The organism is Nocardia kruczakiae NBRC 101016 (genome assembly GCF_001612965.1).
Classification (GTDB): Bacteria; Actinomycetota; Actinomycetes; order Mycobacteriales; family Mycobacteriaceae; genus Nocardia; species Nocardia kruczakiae.
The window spans coordinates 123,782-143,501 of record NZ_BDBL01000008.1; the positions used below are offsets into that span (position 1 = coordinate 123,782).

19 protein-coding genes are annotated in these 19,720 nt (G+C 70.6%); 6 read left to right on the top strand and 13 right to left on the bottom strand.

Going from position 1 to position 19,720, the window contains the following annotated elements; translation table 11 throughout:
• Window positions 1-6: 6 nt before the first annotated feature.
• Window positions 7-489: a nitroreductase/quinone reductase family protein gene (locus NK1_RS08685; RefSeq protein ID WP_084460715.1), complete on the bottom strand. Its 483-nt coding sequence runs from the start codon at window positions 487-489 to the stop codon at window positions 7-9.
• 141 nt (window positions 490-630) lie between these two features.
• On the opposite strand from NK1_RS08685, the gene NK1_RS08690 reads away from it, so the two are divergent.
• From NK1_RS08690 to NK1_RS08710, 5 genes are all read left to right on the top strand, one after another.
• Entirely contained in the window at window positions 631-1,032 is a 402-nt protein-coding gene (locus NK1_RS08690; RefSeq protein WP_036508843.1) for a TOBE domain-containing protein, read from the top strand.
• 5 nt (window positions 1,033-1,037) lie between these two features.
• The gene (gene modA, locus NK1_RS08695) at window positions 1,038-1,823 is read left to right on the top strand and encodes a molybdate ABC transporter substrate-binding protein (protein ID WP_063008024.1); all 786 of its coding nucleotides are present in this window, start codon (window positions 1,038-1,040) and stop codon (window positions 1,821-1,823) included.
• A complete protein-coding gene (modB, locus tag NK1_RS08700; protein ID WP_063008025.1) occupies window positions 1,820-2,635 on the top strand; it encodes a molybdate ABC transporter permease subunit in 816 nt (271 codons plus the stop codon). The genes modA and modB overlap by 4 nt, the downstream gene beginning before the upstream one ends.
• On the top strand, window positions 2,632-3,681 hold the full coding sequence (locus NK1_RS08705; RefSeq protein WP_063008026.1) for an ABC transporter ATP-binding protein: 1,050 nt from the start codon (window positions 2,632-2,634) through the stop codon (window positions 3,679-3,681). The genes modB and NK1_RS08705 overlap by 4 nt, the downstream gene beginning before the upstream one ends.
• Before the next feature lie 123 nt (window positions 3,682-3,804).
• A complete protein-coding gene (locus NK1_RS08710) occupies window positions 3,805-4,749 on the top strand; it encodes an MspA family porin (RefSeq protein WP_063008027.1) in 945 nt (314 codons plus the stop codon).
• A 77-nt stretch (window positions 4,750-4,826) separates the two neighbouring features.
• Here NK1_RS08710 and NK1_RS08715 read toward each other — a convergent pair whose 3' ends face one another.
• The 7 genes from NK1_RS08715 to NK1_RS08745 are packed head-to-tail and all read right to left on the bottom strand — an operon-like array spanning window position 4,827 to window position 12,139.
• Entirely contained in the window at window positions 4,827-6,005 is a 1,179-nt protein-coding gene (locus tag NK1_RS08715) for a glycosyltransferase family 9 protein (RefSeq protein ID WP_063905938.1), read from the bottom strand.
• Window positions 5,996-7,000 carry a PfkB family carbohydrate kinase gene (locus NK1_RS08720; RefSeq protein WP_063008028.1) on the bottom strand — a complete coding sequence of 335 codons (1,005 nt, stop codon included), beginning with the start codon at window positions 6,998-7,000 and terminating at the stop codon, window positions 5,996-5,998. Before NK1_RS08720 ends, NK1_RS08715 begins: the two co-directional genes overlap by 10 nt.
• The gene (locus NK1_RS08725; protein ID WP_063008029.1) at window positions 6,997-7,617 is read right to left on the bottom strand and encodes a D-sedoheptulose-7-phosphate isomerase; all 621 of its coding nucleotides are present in this window, start codon (window positions 7,615-7,617) and stop codon (window positions 6,997-6,999) included. Before NK1_RS08725 ends, NK1_RS08720 begins: the two co-directional genes overlap by 4 nt.
• Complete coding sequence (locus NK1_RS36175; protein ID WP_084460703.1) at window positions 7,614-9,194, bottom strand: HAD-IIIA family hydrolase; 1,581 nt, start codon at window positions 9,192-9,194, stop codon at window positions 7,614-7,616. The genes NK1_RS08725 and NK1_RS36175 overlap by 4 nt, the downstream gene beginning before the upstream one ends.
• Window positions 9,191-10,210, bottom strand: a complete 1,020-nt coding sequence (locus NK1_RS08735; RefSeq protein WP_218023083.1) for a glycosyltransferase family 4 protein — start codon at window positions 10,208-10,210, stop codon at window positions 9,191-9,193. The genes NK1_RS36175 and NK1_RS08735 overlap by 4 nt, the downstream gene beginning before the upstream one ends.
• Entirely contained in the window at window positions 10,207-10,908 is a 702-nt protein-coding gene (locus tag NK1_RS08740) for an SDR family oxidoreductase (protein ID WP_063008030.1), read from the bottom strand. Before NK1_RS08740 ends, NK1_RS08735 begins: the two co-directional genes overlap by 4 nt.
• 19 nt (window positions 10,909-10,927) lie before the next feature.
• Window positions 10,928-12,139: a glycosyltransferase gene (locus tag NK1_RS08745; RefSeq protein WP_063008031.1), complete on the bottom strand. Its 1,212-nt coding sequence runs from the start codon at window positions 12,137-12,139 to the stop codon at window positions 10,928-10,930.
• A 246-nt stretch (window positions 12,140-12,385) separates the two neighbouring features.
• Between NK1_RS08745 and NK1_RS08750 the strand changes: the two genes are divergently transcribed.
• A complete protein-coding gene (locus tag NK1_RS08750; RefSeq protein WP_084460704.1) occupies window positions 12,386-13,555 on the top strand; it encodes a glycosyltransferase family 9 protein in 1,170 nt (389 codons plus the stop codon).
• An 18-nt stretch (window positions 13,556-13,573) separates the two neighbouring features.
• Here NK1_RS08750 and rfaE2 read toward each other — a convergent pair whose 3' ends face one another.
• From rfaE2 to NK1_RS35355, 5 genes are all read right to left on the bottom strand, one after another.
• Window positions 13,574-15,067, bottom strand: a complete 1,494-nt coding sequence (gene rfaE2, locus NK1_RS08755) for a D-glycero-beta-D-manno-heptose 1-phosphate adenylyltransferase (RefSeq protein ID WP_063008032.1) — start codon at window positions 15,065-15,067, stop codon at window positions 13,574-13,576.
• Between the two features lie 44 nt (window positions 15,068-15,111).
• Window positions 15,112-15,528: a ChaB family protein gene (locus tag NK1_RS08760; protein WP_063008033.1), complete on the bottom strand. Its 417-nt coding sequence runs from the start codon at window positions 15,526-15,528 to the stop codon at window positions 15,112-15,114.
• A 190-nt stretch (window positions 15,529-15,718) separates the two neighbouring features.
• On the bottom strand, window positions 15,719-17,020 hold the full coding sequence (locus NK1_RS08765; RefSeq protein WP_063008034.1) for a UDP-glucose dehydrogenase family protein: 1,302 nt from the start codon (window positions 17,018-17,020) through the stop codon (window positions 15,719-15,721).
• Window positions 17,013-18,071 (bottom strand): glycosyltransferase family 2 protein, encoded by a 1,059-nt coding sequence (locus NK1_RS35350; protein ID WP_218023084.1) that lies wholly within the window; start codon window positions 18,069-18,071, stop codon window positions 17,013-17,015. The genes NK1_RS08765 and NK1_RS35350 overlap by 8 nt, the downstream gene beginning before the upstream one ends.
• 5 nt (window positions 18,072-18,076) lie before the next feature.
• Window positions 18,077-19,699 (bottom strand): carbamoyltransferase family protein, encoded by a 1,623-nt coding sequence (locus NK1_RS35355; protein ID WP_063008035.1) that lies wholly within the window; start codon window positions 19,697-19,699, stop codon window positions 18,077-18,079.
• Window positions 19,700-19,720 lie beyond the last annotated feature (21 nt).

A 19,720-nucleotide genomic window follows, 5' to 3' on the forward strand; every position in this document is an offset into this window, starting at 1 on the left:
CGCCCGTCATCGCGGCTCGAGGACGACCAGCGGTATCGTGCGCCCGCCTGCCTGACGCCGATAGAACTCGTAATCCGGTGTCATCGTGACGAATTCGCGCCAGAGGTCCGGATATTCGGCTGCGGTCGCGACCCGCGCTCGCACCGGGCGCACCTCGGTTCCGATCCGGATCGTGGTGTCGGGGTGGGCGAGGAGGTTGTGATACCAGGCGGGATGGTGCGGCTGCCCCGCCTTCGACGCCGCGATCGCCACCGCGGCCCCCGCGTCGACATACAGCAGCGGTGAGGTCCGCGGGATGCCGGATTTCGCACCCACGTGGTCGAGCAGCAGGATGCGCGCATGCCGACGGCCCGGCATGTGCCCGCCGATCCGCCCACCCGACCAACGGTAGAGCGCCACATGGACTTTCGTCGACCGCCTACCGGCATAGACACCGCGACGGTTGGCGAATCGCGTCGTGGCGGAGACGATTCCGGCGAGCCAGGGCATACCGCCGAGCATCCCTCATCGCGCATGTTCCCGCCAGGAACCGATCCGCACGAACGCCCTCCCGTCCCGGTGAGAATCGGGTAACCGGCCCGCAACCACGGCGGGCTTGCGAACCGCATTCACGGCAATATGCTTGTGATTGTGACGAATCTGCGAATCAGTGAGGCGGCGGCGCTGCTGGGGGTCAGCGACGACACCGTGCGGCGCTGGATCGATCAGGGGCGGTTGCCGGAGATCCGGCTCGACAGCGGCCGCAAGGGGGTGCGCGGCGCGGACCTGGCCGAGGTGTTGCGTGGTCAGCACGCCGAGGCGCACGAACCCGGTGTCACCGTCGCCGCCTCGGCCCGTAACCGGATGCGCGGCATCGTCACCCGCATCGTCAAGGACACGGTGATGGCGCAGGTCGAGATGCAGGCCGGACCGTTCCGGCTGGTCTCGCTGATCAGCCGGGAATCGGTGGACGAACTCGGTCTCGAGGTCGGCAGTATCGCCGTCGCCTCGGTCAAATCGACCCATGTCGTGGTCGAAATCCCAGAAAGTTGACGAACATGCAGATCCTCCGGACCGCCGGCGCCGCAGCGGCCGTCGTCGCCGTCACCGCGGCCCTGGCCGGATGCGGGTCCGACGACGCGACAACCACGTCCGCGACGGGCCGACTCGCGGGCACGGTCACGGTATTCGCGGCGGCCTCGCTCACCGAGACGTTCACGAAACTCGGCCACGACTTCGAGGCCGCCCACCCCGGCGTGAAGGTCGTCTACAGCTTCGGCGGCAGTTCGGCACTGGCCGAGCAGATCGAGCAGGGGGCACCGGCCGACGTCTTCGCCTCCGCCGCCCCGGCCGATATGCAGCGGGTGGTCGACGCCGGTGAGGTCACCGCGAAACCGGACACCTTCGTGAGCAATCGGCTGGAAATCGCTGTGCCCAAGGGTAATCCGGGCACGATCACCGGATTGGCCGATTTCGGCAGGACCGAACCGCGGATCGCGTTGTGCGCGGTGCAGGTGCCGTGCGGTGCGGCCGCGGAGAAGGTCTTCCAGATCTCCGGCATCACCCCGCAGCCGGATACCCGGGAGCAGGATGTCAAGGCCGTGCTCACCAAGGTGACCCTGGACGAGGTCGACGCCGCCCTGGTCTACCGCACCGATGTGCAGGCGGCCGGCGACAAGGTGCGGGGCATCGACTTCCCGGAATCGGGGAAGGTGATCAACACCTATCCGATCGCGCCGCTCGCGAAGGCGCCCAACGCCGCCGCGGCCGCCGCCTTCGTCGACTACATCCACTCCGATCCGGCGAAGCAGGTATTCGCCGCCGCGGGATTCGGCACCCCGTGAGCAGTCCGGGAACGCGGCGGCGGGCGGCATCGGGACGGCGGCCGGTCGTGCTGGTGCTGCCCGCGCTCTGCGCGCTGGCGTTCCTGGTGATCCCGCTGATCGGCCTGCTGGTGCGCACCCCGTGGGCGAGTCTGTCCGATCGGCTGTTCAGCGCGGAAGTCGGCACCGCCCTGCGACTTTCGCTGATCTGCGCCACCTGCGCGACCGCGATCTGCCTGGTGCTGGGCATCCCGCTGGCCTGGCTGCTGGCGCGGGCGCAACTGCCCGGCCGGGGACTGATCCGCGCGCTGGTGACGGTGCCGCTGGTCCTGCCGCCGGTGGTCGGAGGGGTGGCGCTGCTGCTGGTGTTCGGCCGGCGCGGTCTGCTCGGGCAGTATCTGTACGACTGGTTCGGCGTCTCGCTGCCGTTCACGACGCCGGGGGTGGTGGTGGCCGAGGCGTTCGTCGCCATGCCGTTTCTGGTCATCTCGGTGGAGGGCGCGCTGCGCAGTACCGACACCCGCTACGAGGAAGCCGCCGCCACCCTCGGCGCGAGCCCCTGGTACACCTTCCGCCGCGTCACCCTGCCCGCGATCGCGCCGGGTGTGCTCGCCGGCGGGGTGCTGTGCTGGGCGCGGGCGCTGGGCGAATTCGGCGCGACCATCACCTTCGCCGGGAATTTCCCCGGCCGCACCACCACCATGCCGCTCGCGGTGTATCTCGCGCTGGAAACCGATCCCGATGCCGCGATCGTACTCAGCCTGGTGCTGCTGCTGGTCTCCGTAGCGGTGCTGGTGTCGTTGCGCGAGCGCTGGATTCGAGGAGCGGTATGACACTGCGGGCCGAACTCGAGGTGCGGCGCGAGCGCTTCCGCCTCGACCTCTCGCTGTCCGTCGCACCCGGTGAGGTGGTGGCGCTGCTGGGCCCCAACGGCGCCGGGAAGACCACGGCACTGCGCGCGCTGGCCGGACTCGTCCCGCTCACCGGCGGGCGCCTCACCGTCGCCGACGCGATCTGGGACGAGCCGCCGGGCGTCTTCGTCCCGCCGGAACGGCGACAGGTCGGCGTCGTGTTCCAGGATTACCTTCTGTTCCAGCATCTTTCGGCGCTGGAGAACGTCGCGTTCGGCTTGCGGGCGCGCGGTATGCGGCGCGCCCGAGCACGGGCCCGCGCCGCCGACCGGCTCGCGCGGGTCGGGCTCGCCGAACACGCGCACGCCGCGCCCCGCACCCTTTCCGGCGGGCAGGCGCAGCGGGTGGCACTCGCGCGCGCCCTGGCCACGGACCCGCAGCTGCTGCTGCTCGACGAACCACTGGCCGCCCTCGACGCCGGGACCCGGATGCAGGTGCGCGCCGACCTCGCCCGGCATCTGCGGGACTATCGCGGACATACCGTGGTGGTCACCCACGATCCGCTCGATGCGATGGTGCTGGCGGACCGGCTCGTCATCCTCGAACAGGGCACGGTCGTCCAGCAGGGCGCACCCGCCGAGATCGCGCGGCGGCCACGCTCGGACTATGTCGCGGATCTGATGGGGCTCAACCTGTTTCGCGGCACGGCCGACGGCACCGGTGTCGAGATCGACAACGGCGGGCACCTCACCGTCGCCACGCCGGCCACCGGCCGGGTCTTCCTCGCCTTCCCGCCCACCGCGGTGAGCCTGCATCCACAGCAACCCACTGGCAGCCCGCGCAACTCCTGGCCGGTGACCGTCGGCGGCCTGGAACACCACGCCAACCTCACCCGCGTCCGACTCGACGGAGCTCCGCCGGTGCTCGCGGACATCACCTCTGCAGCGGTGGCCGACCTGCGCATTCAACCGGATATGCGGGTATGGGCCGCAGTCAAGGCCACCGAGATCCACGTCTACCCCGCTTGATATCCCGAGGGCGACGGCGTGGCGCGCACCGATTTCCCGGTCCGCGCGGGTTCGAGCATTATGCTTGCCGGTCGATAGCTGTTCGCGATCTGCTGCCGTGACATCGAGGAACAGGATCCAGCTATGCGACGTCCCTTCATCGCCGCCGCGACAGGCATCGCCGCGGTGACCGCCGTCGCGTCGATCTTATGGACCGGCGGGAGCGAAACGAGTCACGCCCAGCCACCCGGCACGGACGTGACCGGTTCGGGAGTCCATCTCACCGCGTCGGTGGACAACATCGGCGTGAACCAACCCGGTGACCGGACACCGAACTACCTCATGACGTTCTCGCATGCCGCGCAGATGACCGGGAATTTCTCGGTCAACATCGAAGGCGACCCGATCACCTCTGGGCAGGCGATCGCGGGATTCCTGCTCGGGTGCGGGATCAGCGTGGCCGGCGGTTTCGACGTGGGCATCTCGCCCGAACAAGGGCTCGAATTGAGCATCTCCCCGACCTTCACGCCACCGTCGCTGACGACCGCCGCCGCTCCCATAGCCACCAGCGGCAGCGCCACTCCGACGACAACCACCGGCGCCAAGCCCTCCCCCACGACCACTCGCACCACGTCCACGTCCACGCCCACCAGGGCTGTCCGTACGAGCGTTCCGTCCACCACGAGCACCACCCCCACGACTACTGTCACGCCCCCGACGACTGTCGTCCCCACCACGGAGACACCCACATTCACCACCCCGAGCCTGCCGACCACGTCCGGCAGTGCGGGGCTGCCCGGAGTGTCGCCGCCCGGATTCGACCTCGGGCCCAGCGTCGGCGGCTCCCTCGGCCTGGCCGAGAACCTGGACGCGAACATCGGTCCCGGTCAGGTCACCACCGCCACCACCGCGACAGCCAACCTGGACAACACGACCGCTTTCCCGTACCACATCGCATTCAACAACGCCGCGTTGAACGTCTCCCAATGCGCGTCCCCGGTCGCGGCGGTCCCGTTCGTCTCGGCCACGGTGTCGACGCCCACGGGCCTGGTGCAGACCACCGCGTACGGCGATCAGTTCACCTTCTGACGCACACTCCCCCATCACGCAGCCTGGGCCGCCCGCATCGCGGGCGGCCCAGGTGCATTCAGGTCACGACATCCGGGTCAGGACATCGCCTCGCTCACCGCGTTCGGCCCGTCGAACATCCGATCGGGCATGCTCTCGAGCGCGTCGACGATCTCCGCGCCGGCGCCGTTGCTCCGCGCCGCGCGCACGATATCGCGGCGGTCACACGGATAGTCCACGCCGGAGAGATACTTCTGCACCTGAATGGGATTCACCTTCTGGCTCATCGTTTCTCCTCTCTCGGTACTGTCCGTACGGGATTGGAACGACGGGGCGATACCACCGGAATCGGAGCCGAAACATCGCAGTTGCCGAAGCGCTGCCGCGATCACGTCGACGGGCTGGATCCGCAACAATCCGGGGTCCGGTTCGGCACCGTGCGGATCGCCGATATGCCCCGCCCACAGGGCGATATGGGCCGGATCGGGCGGCGGTCCCCACCACGCCGGCGGGGTAGGTCCGAAGATCACCACCGACGGTGTGCCGAAGGCACTGGCGAGATGTCCGACGCCGGTGTCCCCGCTGATCACCAGGGCGGCGTTCGCGACGACGGCGGCCAGCTCGGTCAGCGTCAGCGCACCGGCCAGCACGGATTTCCGCGGCAGGCCCGCCGTGTCGGCGACCTGCGCGGCCAGCGCGGCCTCGTCGGCATTTCCCGTGACGACGATGCGGTAGCCCAGACGCCGCAGATGCGCGGCGACGGCGGCGAAACGGTCCGCCGGCCACCGCCGCGCCCGCGAACTGCCGCCGGGGTGCACCACGACCCGGCCCACCGGCGCTTCGACGCTCGGCCGCCGGATCTCGAGCCGCGTGGGGTCGGCCGCAATGCCGGCCGAGCCGAGCAACCGGCACCAGCGCTGGACCTCGTGCACGCCGTCGGGCCAGGCGGGGCCGGTCACCTCGGGAAAGTCCGGATGGCGGTGGGTGATCAGGCGTCCGGTGCGGACTTTCATCAGATCGGCGATGCTCTGCGGACCGCTGCCGTGCAGATTCACCGCGAGCTCGGGTGACGGGCGGTCCCAGCGCAGCTCGCCCAGTCCGGCGGTCGGAAGGACCTCGTCGACACAGTCGGCGAGCTCGGCCATCGGCGCCAGCCATCGAGGAGCCGCCAGCACCAGATGGTCGTCGCCGCGGGCGGCCCGCAACGCCCGCAGGGCCGGCACCGCGGTCAGCAGATCACCCAGCCCCAGCGCCCGCAGGACCAGCGTCACGCCCATGACGGGGGAACCACTGAGCAGCTCGGCGCCGCGGTCACCACCGCACGATCCGATCGCATCTCGCCCATCGCCGGCGACGACACCGCACCGTCGCGAACGAACCGCGCCGCGACATCGACGGCCCGGCGGACCGCATTGGTCACCGAATCACCGGATGCCAGCGCCGCGGTCGCCGCCGCGGCGAATCGGTCCCCGGCACCGCACACGTCGTATCCGGGACCGCATCGAAGGTCCGGCGATATCCCCACGGCCACAGTCCCTTTCGTACCGTGCCGGTAGAGCACCGCCCCCTCGGCGCCGAGGGTGACCGCCACCGCCCGCGCCGACCACCGCCGGCTAAGCTCGCGGGCCCGGTCCCCGAAGTCACCGTCTCCGGCCACCAGACTCGCGGCCTCGTCGCGATTCGGTGTCACCAGGGTCGCGCCGGCCACCGGCGCCGGGCCGCGCGGATGCGGATCCCACACCACGGGAATATCGCGCAGGCGCCGGGCCAGCAGGGCGCGAATTCCGGGGTGGGCGGCGACGCCGTGACCGTAGTCGGCGACGAGAATTCCACGCGCGCAATCGAATACGGCCTCGATATCGGCCGGTAGCGGGCCCGGCGCGATCCGGCCGTCGCCGGAGTCGACCCGGACCACGGACACCGGGCGATCGGCCGCGCCGTCCGCGGCGGCCGGAGCGCACGGGCCGACGGCGCGGATCCGCTGTTTGCACACCGTCGTTCCCGGCATCGGCAGCGGTGCCATTCGCACGCGCCCGGCAAGCAGCCGGCGCAGCCGGTGACCGGCCTCGTCGTCGCCGAATCCGCCGACCAGCACCACGTCGCCGGCGTCCGCGGTGGCCAGCAGCGCCGCCAGTCCCGCCCCGCCCGGACGCCAGATTCCGGTGCGGACGTCGACCACCGGAACGCCCGCGTCGGGACTGCGGCGGTCGGCGCGGCCCTCGATATCGCTGTCCAGCAGCACATCTCCGACGACGACCAGCGGTGCGGTCACGACAGGTCCCGCAGCGCGGAATCCAGTGCCGTGCACAGCGCGTGGACCAGCACCAGATGCACTTCCTGCACCGTCGCCGTCGACTCCGCCTCCACCGCCACCGCGTCGTCGCACAGCGACGCCAGCGAATTCGGCGCCGGCCCGGTCAACGCCCAGCTGGTCAGGCCGATGTCGGCGGCAGCCTTCGCCGCGGCGACGACATTGCCGCTGGAACCGCTGGTGGACAACGCGACCAGCACATCCCCGGGCCGGCCGTGCGCCCGCAGCTGGCGGGCGAACATCTCGTCGAATCCGTAGTCGTTGGCGATCGCCGTCACGCTCGAGGTGTCGGCGTGCAGGGCGACCGCCGAGAGCGGCCGGCGTTCCTCCCGGAATCGCCCGGTCAGTTCGGCGGTCAGATGTTGTGCCTCCGCCGCGCTGCCGCCGTTGCCGCAGGCGAACAATCTGCCGCCGTCGCGGTAGACGCGCGCCAATCGCTCCCCCCAGTCGCAGATGTGGTCGACCGAGGGACGCACATTGCGGCGCAGCGCCGCACCGAGGAGTTCGAAGTGCTCCTCGAGGTCGGTGCCGATTCCGGCGACGTCGTGGCGCCGGTACTCGTCTCGTGGGCTGGTCATGGCAGGGTGTCCTTCCCGTCGAGTTCGGCCAGTGCCAGCGACACCGCGGTCCGCAGGTCGGGTGCGACATGGGCGACCACCGCGGCGAAGGCGATCTCCGAGGGCCGCGTCTTGGCCGTGGGCACGAGCACCGCCCGCGCTCCGGCCGCGGCGGCGGCCTCGACATCGCTGCCGATATCGCCGATCACGACACATCGGTCGGGTGTCGTGCCGAGTGCCTCGGCGGCCGAAACGACAAGTCCCGGTTGGGGTTTGCGGCATTCGCAGCCTTCGTCGCGGCGATGCGGGCAGATCTGCCAGGTGTCGACGGGTCCGAGCAGATCCTCCACCTTCGCGGTCACCGCCGCCAACTGCTCCGGGGTGATGGTGCCCGCACCCACCCCCGACTGATTACTCACCACTCCGATCCGCACGCCGGCCCGGCGCAGCCGATCCAGCTCCGCGGCCGCACCGGGTACGGGCTCCACCAGCTGCGGATCGGACAGATACGGCACATCGATGATCAGGGTGTCGTCGCGGTCGAACAGCACCGCGGGCGGGCCGCCGTGCCGTTCCGCGGTGGTCGAGCGCCGCGGCTTCTCGCCGCGCAGATGTGCCACCGCGTCGACGATCTGTTCGTCGGAGATCCGGTTCAGACACGGATGGCCCGGTATCGGGCATTCCCGCGCCCGGGTTCCGGCGCAGGCCGCCGCCCGGTCGCCGAGCACCACGCACGGAACACCGTGCGGCGCCCAGCGGATCTGGGGAACGACCGGGGCGAACAGCGAGACCACGGGGGTCGCGACGGCCGCCGCCAGATGCGCGGCGCCGGTATTGGGCGCGACGACCACATCGGCCCCGCGCAGGACGGCCGCCAACTGCGGCAGGTCGGTCGCCCCGCCGAGATCACGGGCGTGCGCCCCGGCGACGGTGGCGGTCAGCTCACGCTCCTCGGGGCCGCCGGTCACCACCACGCGGTATCCCTCCTCGGCCAGGGCGTGGGCCACCGCCCGCGACCGCTGCGCCGACATCCGCCGGGCGGGCACGGCCGCGCCTGGATGCAGCACGATATAGCCCGGCCCACCGGTCAGCGCGGACACATCCGGCAGATCGGTGCGCACCCGCAGGCGGTGCCCCACCGACGGATAGCCGGCCGCCTCGGCCAGCGACAGCGCCCGAATCGCTTCGGGCACATCGTCGTCCAGCTGATGGCGGACATCGAGCAGCGATCCCGGATAGTCGGGACTGATCGCCGAGATCCGCCCGACTCCCGCCATGCGCAGCACGAGCGCCAGCGGCAGCGGCGACTGATGGAAGGAGGTGAAGATGATCGCCTCGTCCGGCTGCTGGGTGTCGACGAGTTTCACCAGTTCGGCGATGGATTCGGCATCCACCGGCGGAGCATCGAAATCGACCCAGCCGGCGTGGAATTCGAGCACCTGGCTCACACCGGGCAGCAGCTGCGCCGCGGCCCGGCCGCGCGGGCCCGCCAGAAAACTCACCCGCTGCGCACGGGCGGCGATCGCCCGCACGGCCGGGCCCGTCAGCAGCACGTCGCCCGCGCTGTCCAGGCGGGCTACCAGGACGTGGCCGTTCATCTGCGCCTCCCGCTGTGAAATTCGGCAACGGTGTCGGTGAGCAGCCGGTCCCAGCGCTGCGCGAACTCCGTGATGCCGAAGCTCTTCGCGGCCCAGGCCCGGGCGGCCTGTCCGGTGCGCCGGGCGAGTTCCGGATCGGCGATGTAGCGGCCGATCGCGCGGGCCAGCTCGTCGAGCTCGGTGGAGACGACGCCCGCCTCCGGCGGCACCGCCCAGGGCGCCTCGGTGGCGCCGACCGCGACCACGGGCATGCCCACGAACATCGCCTCGAGCAGCGAGAGCCCGAGCGAGGTCCAGCGGGCGGTGTGCACGAACACCCGGCGCCGGGCGATCTCGGTGTGCAGCCGTTCCTGGCCGACGTCACCCGCGCCGTGAACTTGCGTCGCGGGGCAGTGCTCCCACTTGTGCAATTCGCCGGTGTCGATGCCGAAGACATCGATCGGCGCGGTCCGCGACAGGTCACCGAGCAGATCGGTTCCGGTGATCCGCCACCGCCGCACCGGCTCGTTGATGATCGAGGCCGCGCGCTCGAGCTCCCCGGTGTACCGGTAGCCCGGATCGACCACACCGTGCGGGACCGTCTCGGCCCGGCAGCGCCCGTTGTCCCACATCAGCCGGTTGAATCCGGTGACGTGCACCAACGTCACATCGCCGCGGTCGGCCATCGGATGACGGCTGGTGGCCGCGTGTTCGCGGGGGGTGTTGTGCTCGACGTAGATCACCGGCACCTCCCGGCCGGGCACCCGGCCGAGCCAGTCGCGCACCAGGTCGAATTCCTCCGGACGCTGCAGGACCACCACGTCGACCGGCTCGTCGGCCAGATCCGCCGGCGCGACCTCGACCGCGGATTCGGGCCACGGTCGCCCGCACCGGCCCAGTGCCCACTGCCGCCGCCGGGGGTCGGACGGCACCAGATAGCGATGACGCCCCTGGACGAAAGAGGTCATCCAGGACCCGTGCACATGCCATACGAGCACGCGCAGGGGATCCGAAACCGGTACGGCGGCAACGGTCATGGCCACGACGATTCGGTGGAGGAGCAGACCAGCATTTCCCGCACCTCGGATCCGGCGGGCCGGGTGAGGGCGAAAACGACTGCGTCGGCGACGTTTTCGGGTCGTTCGAGGCGCACGTCGGGTCCGGGGACGTACTGCTCCGAGCGGTCGTCGAAGAAATGCGTGTCCATGCCGCCCGGAATCAGCAGCGTCACGCCGATCTCACCGGCCGTCTCGGCAGCCAGCGCCCGGGTGAATCCGACCACCCCGAATTTCGACGCACAGTATGCCGTGGCGTCGGGCAGCGCCCGCATCCCCAGGGTCGACGCACAGGTGACGACGTGTCCGCGAGACGCCCGCAGGGCGGGCAGCGCGGCGCGGATCACGGCGGCCGTGCCTAGCAGATTCACCCGCACCACCCGTTCCCAGGCGCCCGCGTCGACCTTCTCCAGCGGGCCGCAGGCGTCGATGCCGGCGGCGGTGAACACGCCGTCGATGCGGCCACCGGCCCGGTCGGCCAGGGCTCGCGTCGCCTCCTCGGCCGCCGCCGAATCCGCGAGATCGGCCTGCTCCCAGTCGACGTCGGTATCGGGCCGGTTCCGATCGATGACGAGCGGAACGCCACCGGCGGCGCGCACCGCGTGTACGGTCGCCGCGCCCAGGCCGGACGCACCACCGGTGATGACGACATTGCCCAGGGGTCGAGTCGGTTGATTCATCCGCGAGTTCCTCCTGATGTCAGCGAGCGGACGACGCGATGTCGCCCGCGGCGGCCGTGGCGGCGGTCCGTCGATAGGCCGCCGAGGTATCTCTGGAGATCCGATCCCACGAATAGCGTCCGCGGGCACGTTGCAGACCGGCCTCCCCCATCGCCTGCCGCGCCTGCCGGGTGTCGAGCAGGCCGCACAGGACCTCGGCCAGCACCGCGGGGTCACCCGAGGGCACCAGGCGCCCGGTCACCCCGTCGAGGACGGTGTCGAGCATTCCGCCGACCGCGGTGGCGACCACGGGTTTCGCACACGACATCGCCTCGAGCGGAACGATGCCGAACGGCTCGTACCACGGCGTGCACACCACGGCGTCGGCCGAGCGCAACAGCATCGGCATCTCCGCTCGCGGCACCGGCCCCCGCAATCTGACCCGTTGCGACACACCGTATTCCGCGGCCACCGCACGCAATCGCGCCTGCTCGGCCTCGTCCTCGGCGCTCTGCGAACCGCCCGCGATCACCAGTTCGGTATCGGGCACCTCCGACAGTGCCGCGATCGCGGAGTCGAACCCCTTGCGCCGCACCATGCGGCCCACCGAGACGAGCCGCCGCGGCAGCTCCGGTTCCTCTGCGGGGCCGTCGGGAGTGAACAGCGACAGGTCGACACCGCACGGCACCACCGACGTGCGCTCGCGCGGCACACCCATCCGGCCGAGCTCCCGGACCTCGTCGGAACAGGTCGCCACGATATGCGTCGCGCCGGCCGCCACCCTGCGCTCGGACTGGATGCGCGAGCGTGGGCTCGTGTCGGCCAGCCCCTGATAGCGCCGCTTCACCGTGCCGAGGGCATGGAAGGTCAGCACGACCGGGATGGCGAGATCGCGCGCGGCGCGTTCGGCGGCGATACCCGACATCCAGAAATGGGCGTGCACGACATCGGGGGTATCGGCACTCCACTGCCGGCGCAGGAAGGTGGCGAACTCGGTGAGGAACGCGACGATGTCGTCCTTCGGAATGTGGCGCGGCGGGCCGGCCGGCACGTGGACCACGCGATATCCCGCCCCCACCAGTACCTCGGTAGGGATATCGGGGTCGTCGCGGCGGGTGTAGACCCGCACGTCGTGCCCCAGTCGGGCCAGTCCCGCGGCGAGTTCGGCCACATGCACGTTCTGCCCGCCCGCGTCGACGCCGCCCAAGGGGGCCAAGGGGCTCGCGTGCTCGGACACCATCGCAATCTTCACGCTTCCTCCGATCCGCGTCGCCGCTGGTGGACCTCGCGCTCTCGAACTGCGCCATAGCTGGCGGAAACCGTGCCATGGATGTTGTGCGACTCGCGACCGGCCCCGATCGTTCGACTTCTGAACCGGTTCGTGGTCGACATGCCCGCGCCGCCGCGATGCAAACTGTCCGGAGCAGAACTGTCCGGCGACCGGGCGAGCCGCGGATCCGCCAGGACTGAGTCGCGCGCGCCCGGGTAGGGCTGCGGTATGTCCGAGACGACGACGGTCCCGACCCCGACGGCCGCACCACACCGGCCCGAGCCCGCTCCCGTCCTCGAGCGTCCGAGCATCGGCCCGATCGGCGACACGGTGCCGGACGTGCGGCGCATCGTGGTCCTGCGCGGCGGCGCACTCGGCGACCTGCTGTACGCGGTCCCGGCGCTGTACGCGTTGGCCGCGGCATATCCCGGCGCCGAGATCACGCTGCTCGGCTCGGCGCTGCATGCCGAGCTGCTGCGGGATCGTCCCGGGCCGGTCGACGAGGTCGCGGTACTCCCGGTCACCCGCACCGACTGGAACGAACCCGCGCAACCGGCCGAGACCGAATTCGTCGACCGCCTGCGCGAACGCCCGGTGGATCTGGCCGTGCAACTGCACGGCGGCGGCGCATGGTCGAATCCTTTTCTGCGCCAATTGAATCCGCGGCTGAGCGTCGGTTCCCGCGCCGAGGGCGCAGCGGCGCTGGACCGCAACCTCGCCTATCGCTTCTATCAGAACGAGGTGTTGCGGGCACTGGAGGTGGTCGGGCTGGCCGGCGCGCCGCCGGTGGTGATCGAGCCGCGCGTCGAGCTCACACCGCGGGATCGGGCCGCGGCGGACGCGGTCCTGGGCACCGTGACCGGACCGCTGGTGATCGTGCATCCCGGCGCGAACGATTCCCGGCGGCGCTGGCCGGCGGACGCCTTCGCCGAGATCGTCACCCACTGCCTGGAGCGCGGCGCGACAGTGATGATCATCGGCGCCCCGTCGGATCTCGCGCTAATCGCGGATCTGTGTTCTCGCATCCCGGTCACGGCCGACGGCGATGCCCGCACGGACAGGCTGCGCACCCTGGTGGGCTCCGATATGCCGACACTGTGTGGAGCGCTCGCCCGCGCCGCGGTCCTGGTCGGTAACGACAGCGGGCCGCGACATCTCGCACGAGCCGTCGGCACCCCGACCGTGGGGGTGTTCTGGATCGGCAACGTCATCAGCGCCGGACCGCTGAGCCGCGGCCGCGACCGCGTGCTCATCTCCTGGCAGACCCACTGCCCCGCGTGTGGCCGCGACGCCACCGACGAGCGCCTGCCCCGCTGCCCGCACGGTGATTCGCTGGTGTCCACGGTGCCCGTCGCGGCGGTGCGCGCGGACGTGGACGAGCTGCTCGGCTGGCAGTGAGCTCGGCCGCCCCGCCCGCTAGGGCGCGGTGCCGGAGCGGATGCGTGCGATCACCTGCGATGTCGAGTGATCGGCCAGATAACTCAGCACCCGCACCTCACCGCCGTAGCCGTTCACGATCGGCGCCTCCGGCAACATCTCCGGGCGGTAGTCGCCACCCTTGACGTAGAGGTCGGGTGTGGTCGCGCGCAGCAGGGCGGCGGGGGTGTCCTCGTCGAAGACGGTCACGTGATCCACGCAGCTCAGCGCGGCCAGTACGGCCGCGCGCTCGTGGTCGGGGTTCACCGGCCGGTCCGGCCCCTTCAGCGCGCGCACGCTGCGGTCGGAATTCACCGCGACCACCAGCACGTCGCCGAGCCGTTTCGCCTCGTTGAGATAGGCGATGTGCCCGGCGTGCAGCACGTCGAAGCATCCGTTGGTGAACACGATCCGTTTGCCCGCCGACCGCTGATGCGCCAGCACCGTGGCGAGATCGCGTGCCGACAACACCGCCCCCGCGTTGCGCGCGAGCCGATCACGCAGTTCGGAGGTCGAACACATCGAGGTCCCGGTGCGGTGCACCACCACATCCGCGGCCGCCTGCGCCACCTCCACCGCGGCGGTCGAGGGCAACCGGCCGAGCAGCGCCAGCGTCAACGCGGCGACGAAAGTGTCTCCGGCACCGGGAGATTGGCTCTCCGGCACCGGCTCGGCCCAGGTCCGGTGCAGCGGCCGGTCACCCTGCAGCAGCACCGCGCCGTCGCGGTCGAGGGTCACCACCACCGCGCCCGCACCGGTGAGTTCGAAGAGCCGGTCGCGGTGCCGGTCGAACCATTCCACCCGGGACCGCCCCGGCATCGCCGACGGCATCCCCAGCTCCCGTGCGGCCTCCTCGGCATTCGGGGTGACCAGATCGGGACGCAGCTCCGCCCACCGGGCGGGATGGTGGGTGTCGACGATCAACAGCGGCAGCTCGGCCCGGCGGGCGGCCAGAACCTCCCGGACCCGCTCCCCGAGCACGCCGTCGTAATCGCAGACCACGAGAGCATCGGCCCCGTCGAGCGCCGCGGGCAGCGTGTCGATCACCCGGTCGATGTCGGCGCCGGTCGCCGGTACGGTGGTGCTCCGGTCGAAGCGGACCACGATCTGATCCCCTGCGACCACCCGGCATTTCGCCACGGTCTCGGCATCGGCCGCACTCACGTAGGTCGTGTCCACACCGCAGCGCCGCAGCGAGTCGCGCAGGTGGGTGCCGTGCTCGTCGGTTCCCGCCAGCGCCACCAACCGCACCTCGGCGCCCAGCGCCGCGATATTGGCCGCGGTATTGGCCGCACCGCCCGGCAGGTAGCTCGTGGTGTGCACATCGACGACGGGTACCGGCGCCTCCCGGCACAACCGCTCCGAGCGGCCCCACATCCAGACGTCGAGCACCGCGTCCCCGAGGACGACCACCGTGGCATGCTGCTGAGCGAGGCGGTCGGCGATCTCCGGAACCAGACTCCGCGAAACCGGTGATCCCGCTTCACGATTCATGTGTCCTCCTCGAGGCGGCGGGCCTTCGGGTGTGAGCCGACGAATCAGTTCTTCCGGCGGGCGCGCTCGTTGGACCGCTGGATGGATTCGATCAGTTCCTTCTTCGTCATCCGGGAGCGGCCGCTGATGTCGAGGCGCTTGGCGATATCCAGCAGATGCTGTTTCGACGCGTTGGCATCCACACCACCGGCGGTCTTGCCCGCCGGCTCGGGGCCGCCGTGCCGGGCGCGCTCGTCGGAGGGACCCTTCTGCTTCTTGGGCTCCCAGTGGTCGCCGACCTTCTCGTAACTGTGTTTGAGCGCGGCGTAGGCGACGCGGTGCGCGCGTTGTTCGCTCTGGTACTCCTCCATCGCGGAATCGTGTACCTCGGCGAATATTCGCTGCGCGTGCTCATCGGATTTCCGTATGGTGCTGGGCAATTCGGAGAGTTTCGGGTCACCGCGCCGAGTGGTCTTGGGCATCGTCTGTTCCCTTCGTCGACGGACAACTGCTCGGGACGCCGAACCGGCGGCCCCTGTCGACGCACTACCCGCACTGCTCCCGCATATTCACCGCAACAGCGCGATCTGTGCTTCGACGTGCTCGGGCAGGCGACGGCGTTCACGCAGGGCGTGCGTCACAGAACGCGACGAACTCTGCCGCGCTCCCCGCTCACCGGCCGTTGCCGATCACGGTGAAACCGTCGCGCCGCAAGGCATCGGCATCCAGCAGATTCCGGGTGTCGACGATCACTCGGCGCCGCGTCAGGGCGCCCAGCCGCGGCCAGTCGAGTTTCGCGAATTCGGGCCATTCGGTCGCCACGACCACCGCGTCCGCATCCCGCGCGGCATCGTAGGGATCGTCGACGATGTGTACTCGGGCGGGCAGGCCCAGATCCCGTCCGCGCACCGGCGCCACGGTCGGGTCGTAGACGCACAGTTGCGCGCCGTGTCCGGCCAGGGCGGCGGCCAATCGACGGGCCGGTGAGTCGCGCAGGTCGCCGGTTCCGGCCTTGAACGTCAGTCCGAACAGCGCGGCCCGCACCCCGGCCAGGTCTGCGCCGGTCCGGCCCAGCACCCGTGCGACGGTGGCGACGGTGCGATCGGTCTGCGCGCGATTGGCCACCACCGCGGCCTCCAGCACACCCAGGTTCACCTGCTTGTCGTGGGCGATGTGCAGCAGCGCCTCGGTGTCCTTCGGCAGACACGACCCGCCCCAGCCCGGTCCCGGCCGCAGGAACGCGGCGCCGATACGCGGATCCGAACCCAGACATTCACCGACGAGTTCGATATCGGCACAGACCTTTTCGCACAGCTCGGCGAGCTCGTTCACGAACGACACCTTGGTCGCGAGGAAGGCATTGCTCGCGTACTTGGCCACTTCCGCACTTTCGAAGTCGACGATCTGCACCACCGGTGACTCCACGCCGTGATACAGCCGCGCGATCCGTTCACCGGCCCCGGCATCGGCGGCACCGATGACGATGCGATCGGCGTGCAGGAAGTCGTAGACCGCATGACTTTCGCGCAGGAATTCGGGATTGCTCACCACATGCAGCCCATGCCGGCCCGCCGCCTCGGCGGCCACGCGCGCGGTGCCGATCGGGACGGTGGACTTCAGCACGATGATCGCGCCGGGCGAGAGCAGTTCGAACAGGGCGGCGAGCACCTCCTGGACGGCACTGGCGTCCGCCGCGCCCGAGGGGGTGGCCGGCGTCGGCACGCAGACGAAGACCACCTCCGCCTGCGCCAGACGTTCGATATCGGTGTCGAACTCCAGCAGGCCGGCGCGAATACCTTGGCGCAGAAGCGGTTCCAAGTCCGGCTCTTGGAGCTCGGTGCGTCCCTGCCGCAATCGTTCGATACAGCCGGCGTCGACGTCGACCGCGGTCACCGGCAACCCGAGATGCGCGAGTCCCGCCGCCGTGGTGGTGCCGACGTACCCGGCTCCCACCACACCGATGCGTTCACTCATCGCCGGCCCCCGATCCGCCGGTCGCCGGCCGGGGCAGCCGAGTTCCGCGCGCCACCTGCCATTCCCCCCGCAATCGATGCCAGCACGCCGCCGGTGGAATCAGCACACTGGTCAGCGTCATGGCACCGACCTCGCGAACGGTGGCGGGCCCCTGACCGATCCGCCGCGCGGCGAATTCGGCCGTACCCGCGAGCCACAAACCCGCACACGCCAAGGCGGGTACGCGGCGACGGCGCACCGCGAAGAACACGGCCGCGGCCCCCGCCGCGGAGACCGCCGCATGCGTGCCGAGCCGGCCGCCGCTCTCGCCGATGTCCTCGCGCCAGCCGCGGCCGAATTTGCTGCGCATCAACGCGTTGTCCGCGTTACCAGCCTGGGCACGCAGCGACGACAGCAGCGAACCGGTCGCGGGCGGGTGGGTGGTCACCCGGCTGCCCGAGGTGATGTCGCGGCCCGTCCGCACCACGCGCAGGGCGAAGTCGGAGTCTTCCCGGTAGGCGCGCCGGAAACGTTCGTCGAAGCCGCCCAATTCGGCGAGGACGGCACGGCGATAGGCCATATCCGCGGTGATCCAGCGCGCACCGGCCAAGGCGGCGGTCCCGCGTTCGGCGTCGGTGGGCCGGCGTCCGGACGGCAGCGGCACCCACAACCGTGCCTGCGATCCGGCGACGTGCCCCGGCAGATCGCGCAGATCCTCGGCCAGGCGCGTCCGCCATTCCGGTGAGGGCACCACATCGTCGTCGAGAAACGCGATCCATTCCGACTCGGCCGCGCGCCATCCGGCGTTGCGTGCCGCCGCCGGTCCGCGACCACCCGAGCGCACCACGCGCACCGGAATGTCGCTGGGCGGCAACGACAGCGGCTCGGCGGCATCCGATCGACCGGCCTGCGGCCGATCGTCGACGACGACGATTTCGGCCGGGGCGACACCGCCGGGCCGATTCACCGCCGCCAGCACGTTCGTCAATCCGGCACGCCCGATGGTGGGAATCACGACGGTGTAGTCGATACTCTCCGCGGCGGTGCCGCCCGGAGTCACAGCGCCGCGCACGCCGCTCACCGCCGCACGACGAACGGGCCGATCGCCAGCAGGTCCACCGGCGCGGAACCGAAACACTCGAGCGCGTCGCGGGGGGAATCGACCATCGGCCGGCCGGCGGTGTTGAGGCTCGTATTCACCACCACCGGCAGCCCGGTCAACTCCTCGAACCGGCTGATCATCCCGGCCAGCAACGGCTGGTCGGCCCTGTCGACGGTCTGGATGCGGGCGGTGCCGTCCACATGGGTCACCGCCGGCAGGCGCTCCCGCCACGGTGCGGCGACATCGTGGACGAAAAGCATGTAGGGACTCGGCAGCGGCCCGCGCGTGAAGATGTCCGCCGCCCGCTCGGCGAGCACCATCGGCGCCACCGGGCGGAACTGCTCGCGGCCCTTGACGGCGTTGAGCCGCTCCAGATTTCCGTCGTACCCGGGATGCGCCAGTAGGGACCGATATCCGAGGGCGCGGGGGCCGAATTCCGCCCGGCCCTGGAACCAGGCGACGATCTCGTTGCCGGCCAGCGCCTGTGCGACGGTGCCGGCCAGGTCGGCCGGGCGCTCGTAGCGAATGTGGGCCGCGCGCAACGTCTGTTCGATATCGGCATCGGAGAATCCGCGGCCCAGAGCGGCGGTGGTCATCGGATCGGGAGGCGGTCCGGCTTCGGCAGCGATCGCCAGGGCCGCGCCGAGCGCGGTGCCCGAATCGCCCGCCGCCGGCTGAACCCAGATGTCGTCGAACGGACCCTGGTCGAACAGCGCGGTATTCGCCACACAGTTCAGCGCGATACCTCCGGCCATCGTGAGCTTGTCCGCCGAGGTGGCCGCATGCAACCATCGGCACAGGTCCAGCATCACCTCCTGCAGAACCTGCTGTACCGAGGCGGCGAGGTCGGCGTGTTCGGGCCACATCGGCTCGCGGGGGGCGCGTTTCGGGGCGTAGGCGTCCCAGTTGATCGGGTGGGTTCGAAAACCTCCGTCGCCGGTACTGAACACCTTGTCGCGCAACCAGTCCACGAAGCGCGGCTGTCCGTACGAGGCCAACGCCATCACCTTGTACTCGTCGCTGGAACGCGTGAAACCGAGGTGGGCGGTCAGTTCCTCGTACATCAAGCCCAGTGAATGCGGAAGCTGTTGCGTGGCAAGGATATCCAGTTTTCCGTTCCGGTATTCGCCGGCGAGCATCGACGTCGACTCGCCACGCCCGTCCAGCGTCAGCACCGCGGCGTCTCCGAACGGCGCGGCGAGTCCGCAGGACGCCGCGTGTGCGACGTGGTGCCGCACGAAACGAACCTTGTCCGGGTCGAGCCCGGGCAGCTCGGACGCCAGCAGGTACGGAGCTCGCTCCGCGTATCGGGTGCGCAACGGTTCCCAGCTCGGGTCGAGGCCGCCGAGGCTCTCGTCCACCTGGGAGGGATCGTAGGAGTAGCCCACGGCATCGAGATCCGCCGCGGTGAGGCCCGCCCGCGCGAGACACCAGGCCGCGGCCTGTGCGGGTTGTTCCCAGGCCGAGAACGGCACCGGGCGCTTGCCGTGCTTACGTCTGCTGAACCGTTCCTCTTCGGCGGCCGCAACTATTTTGCCGTCCACCACCAGTGCCGCCGCCGAATCGTGAAATATCGCATTGATTCCGAGAACGCGCATCGAACACCTCCCACAGGTGTC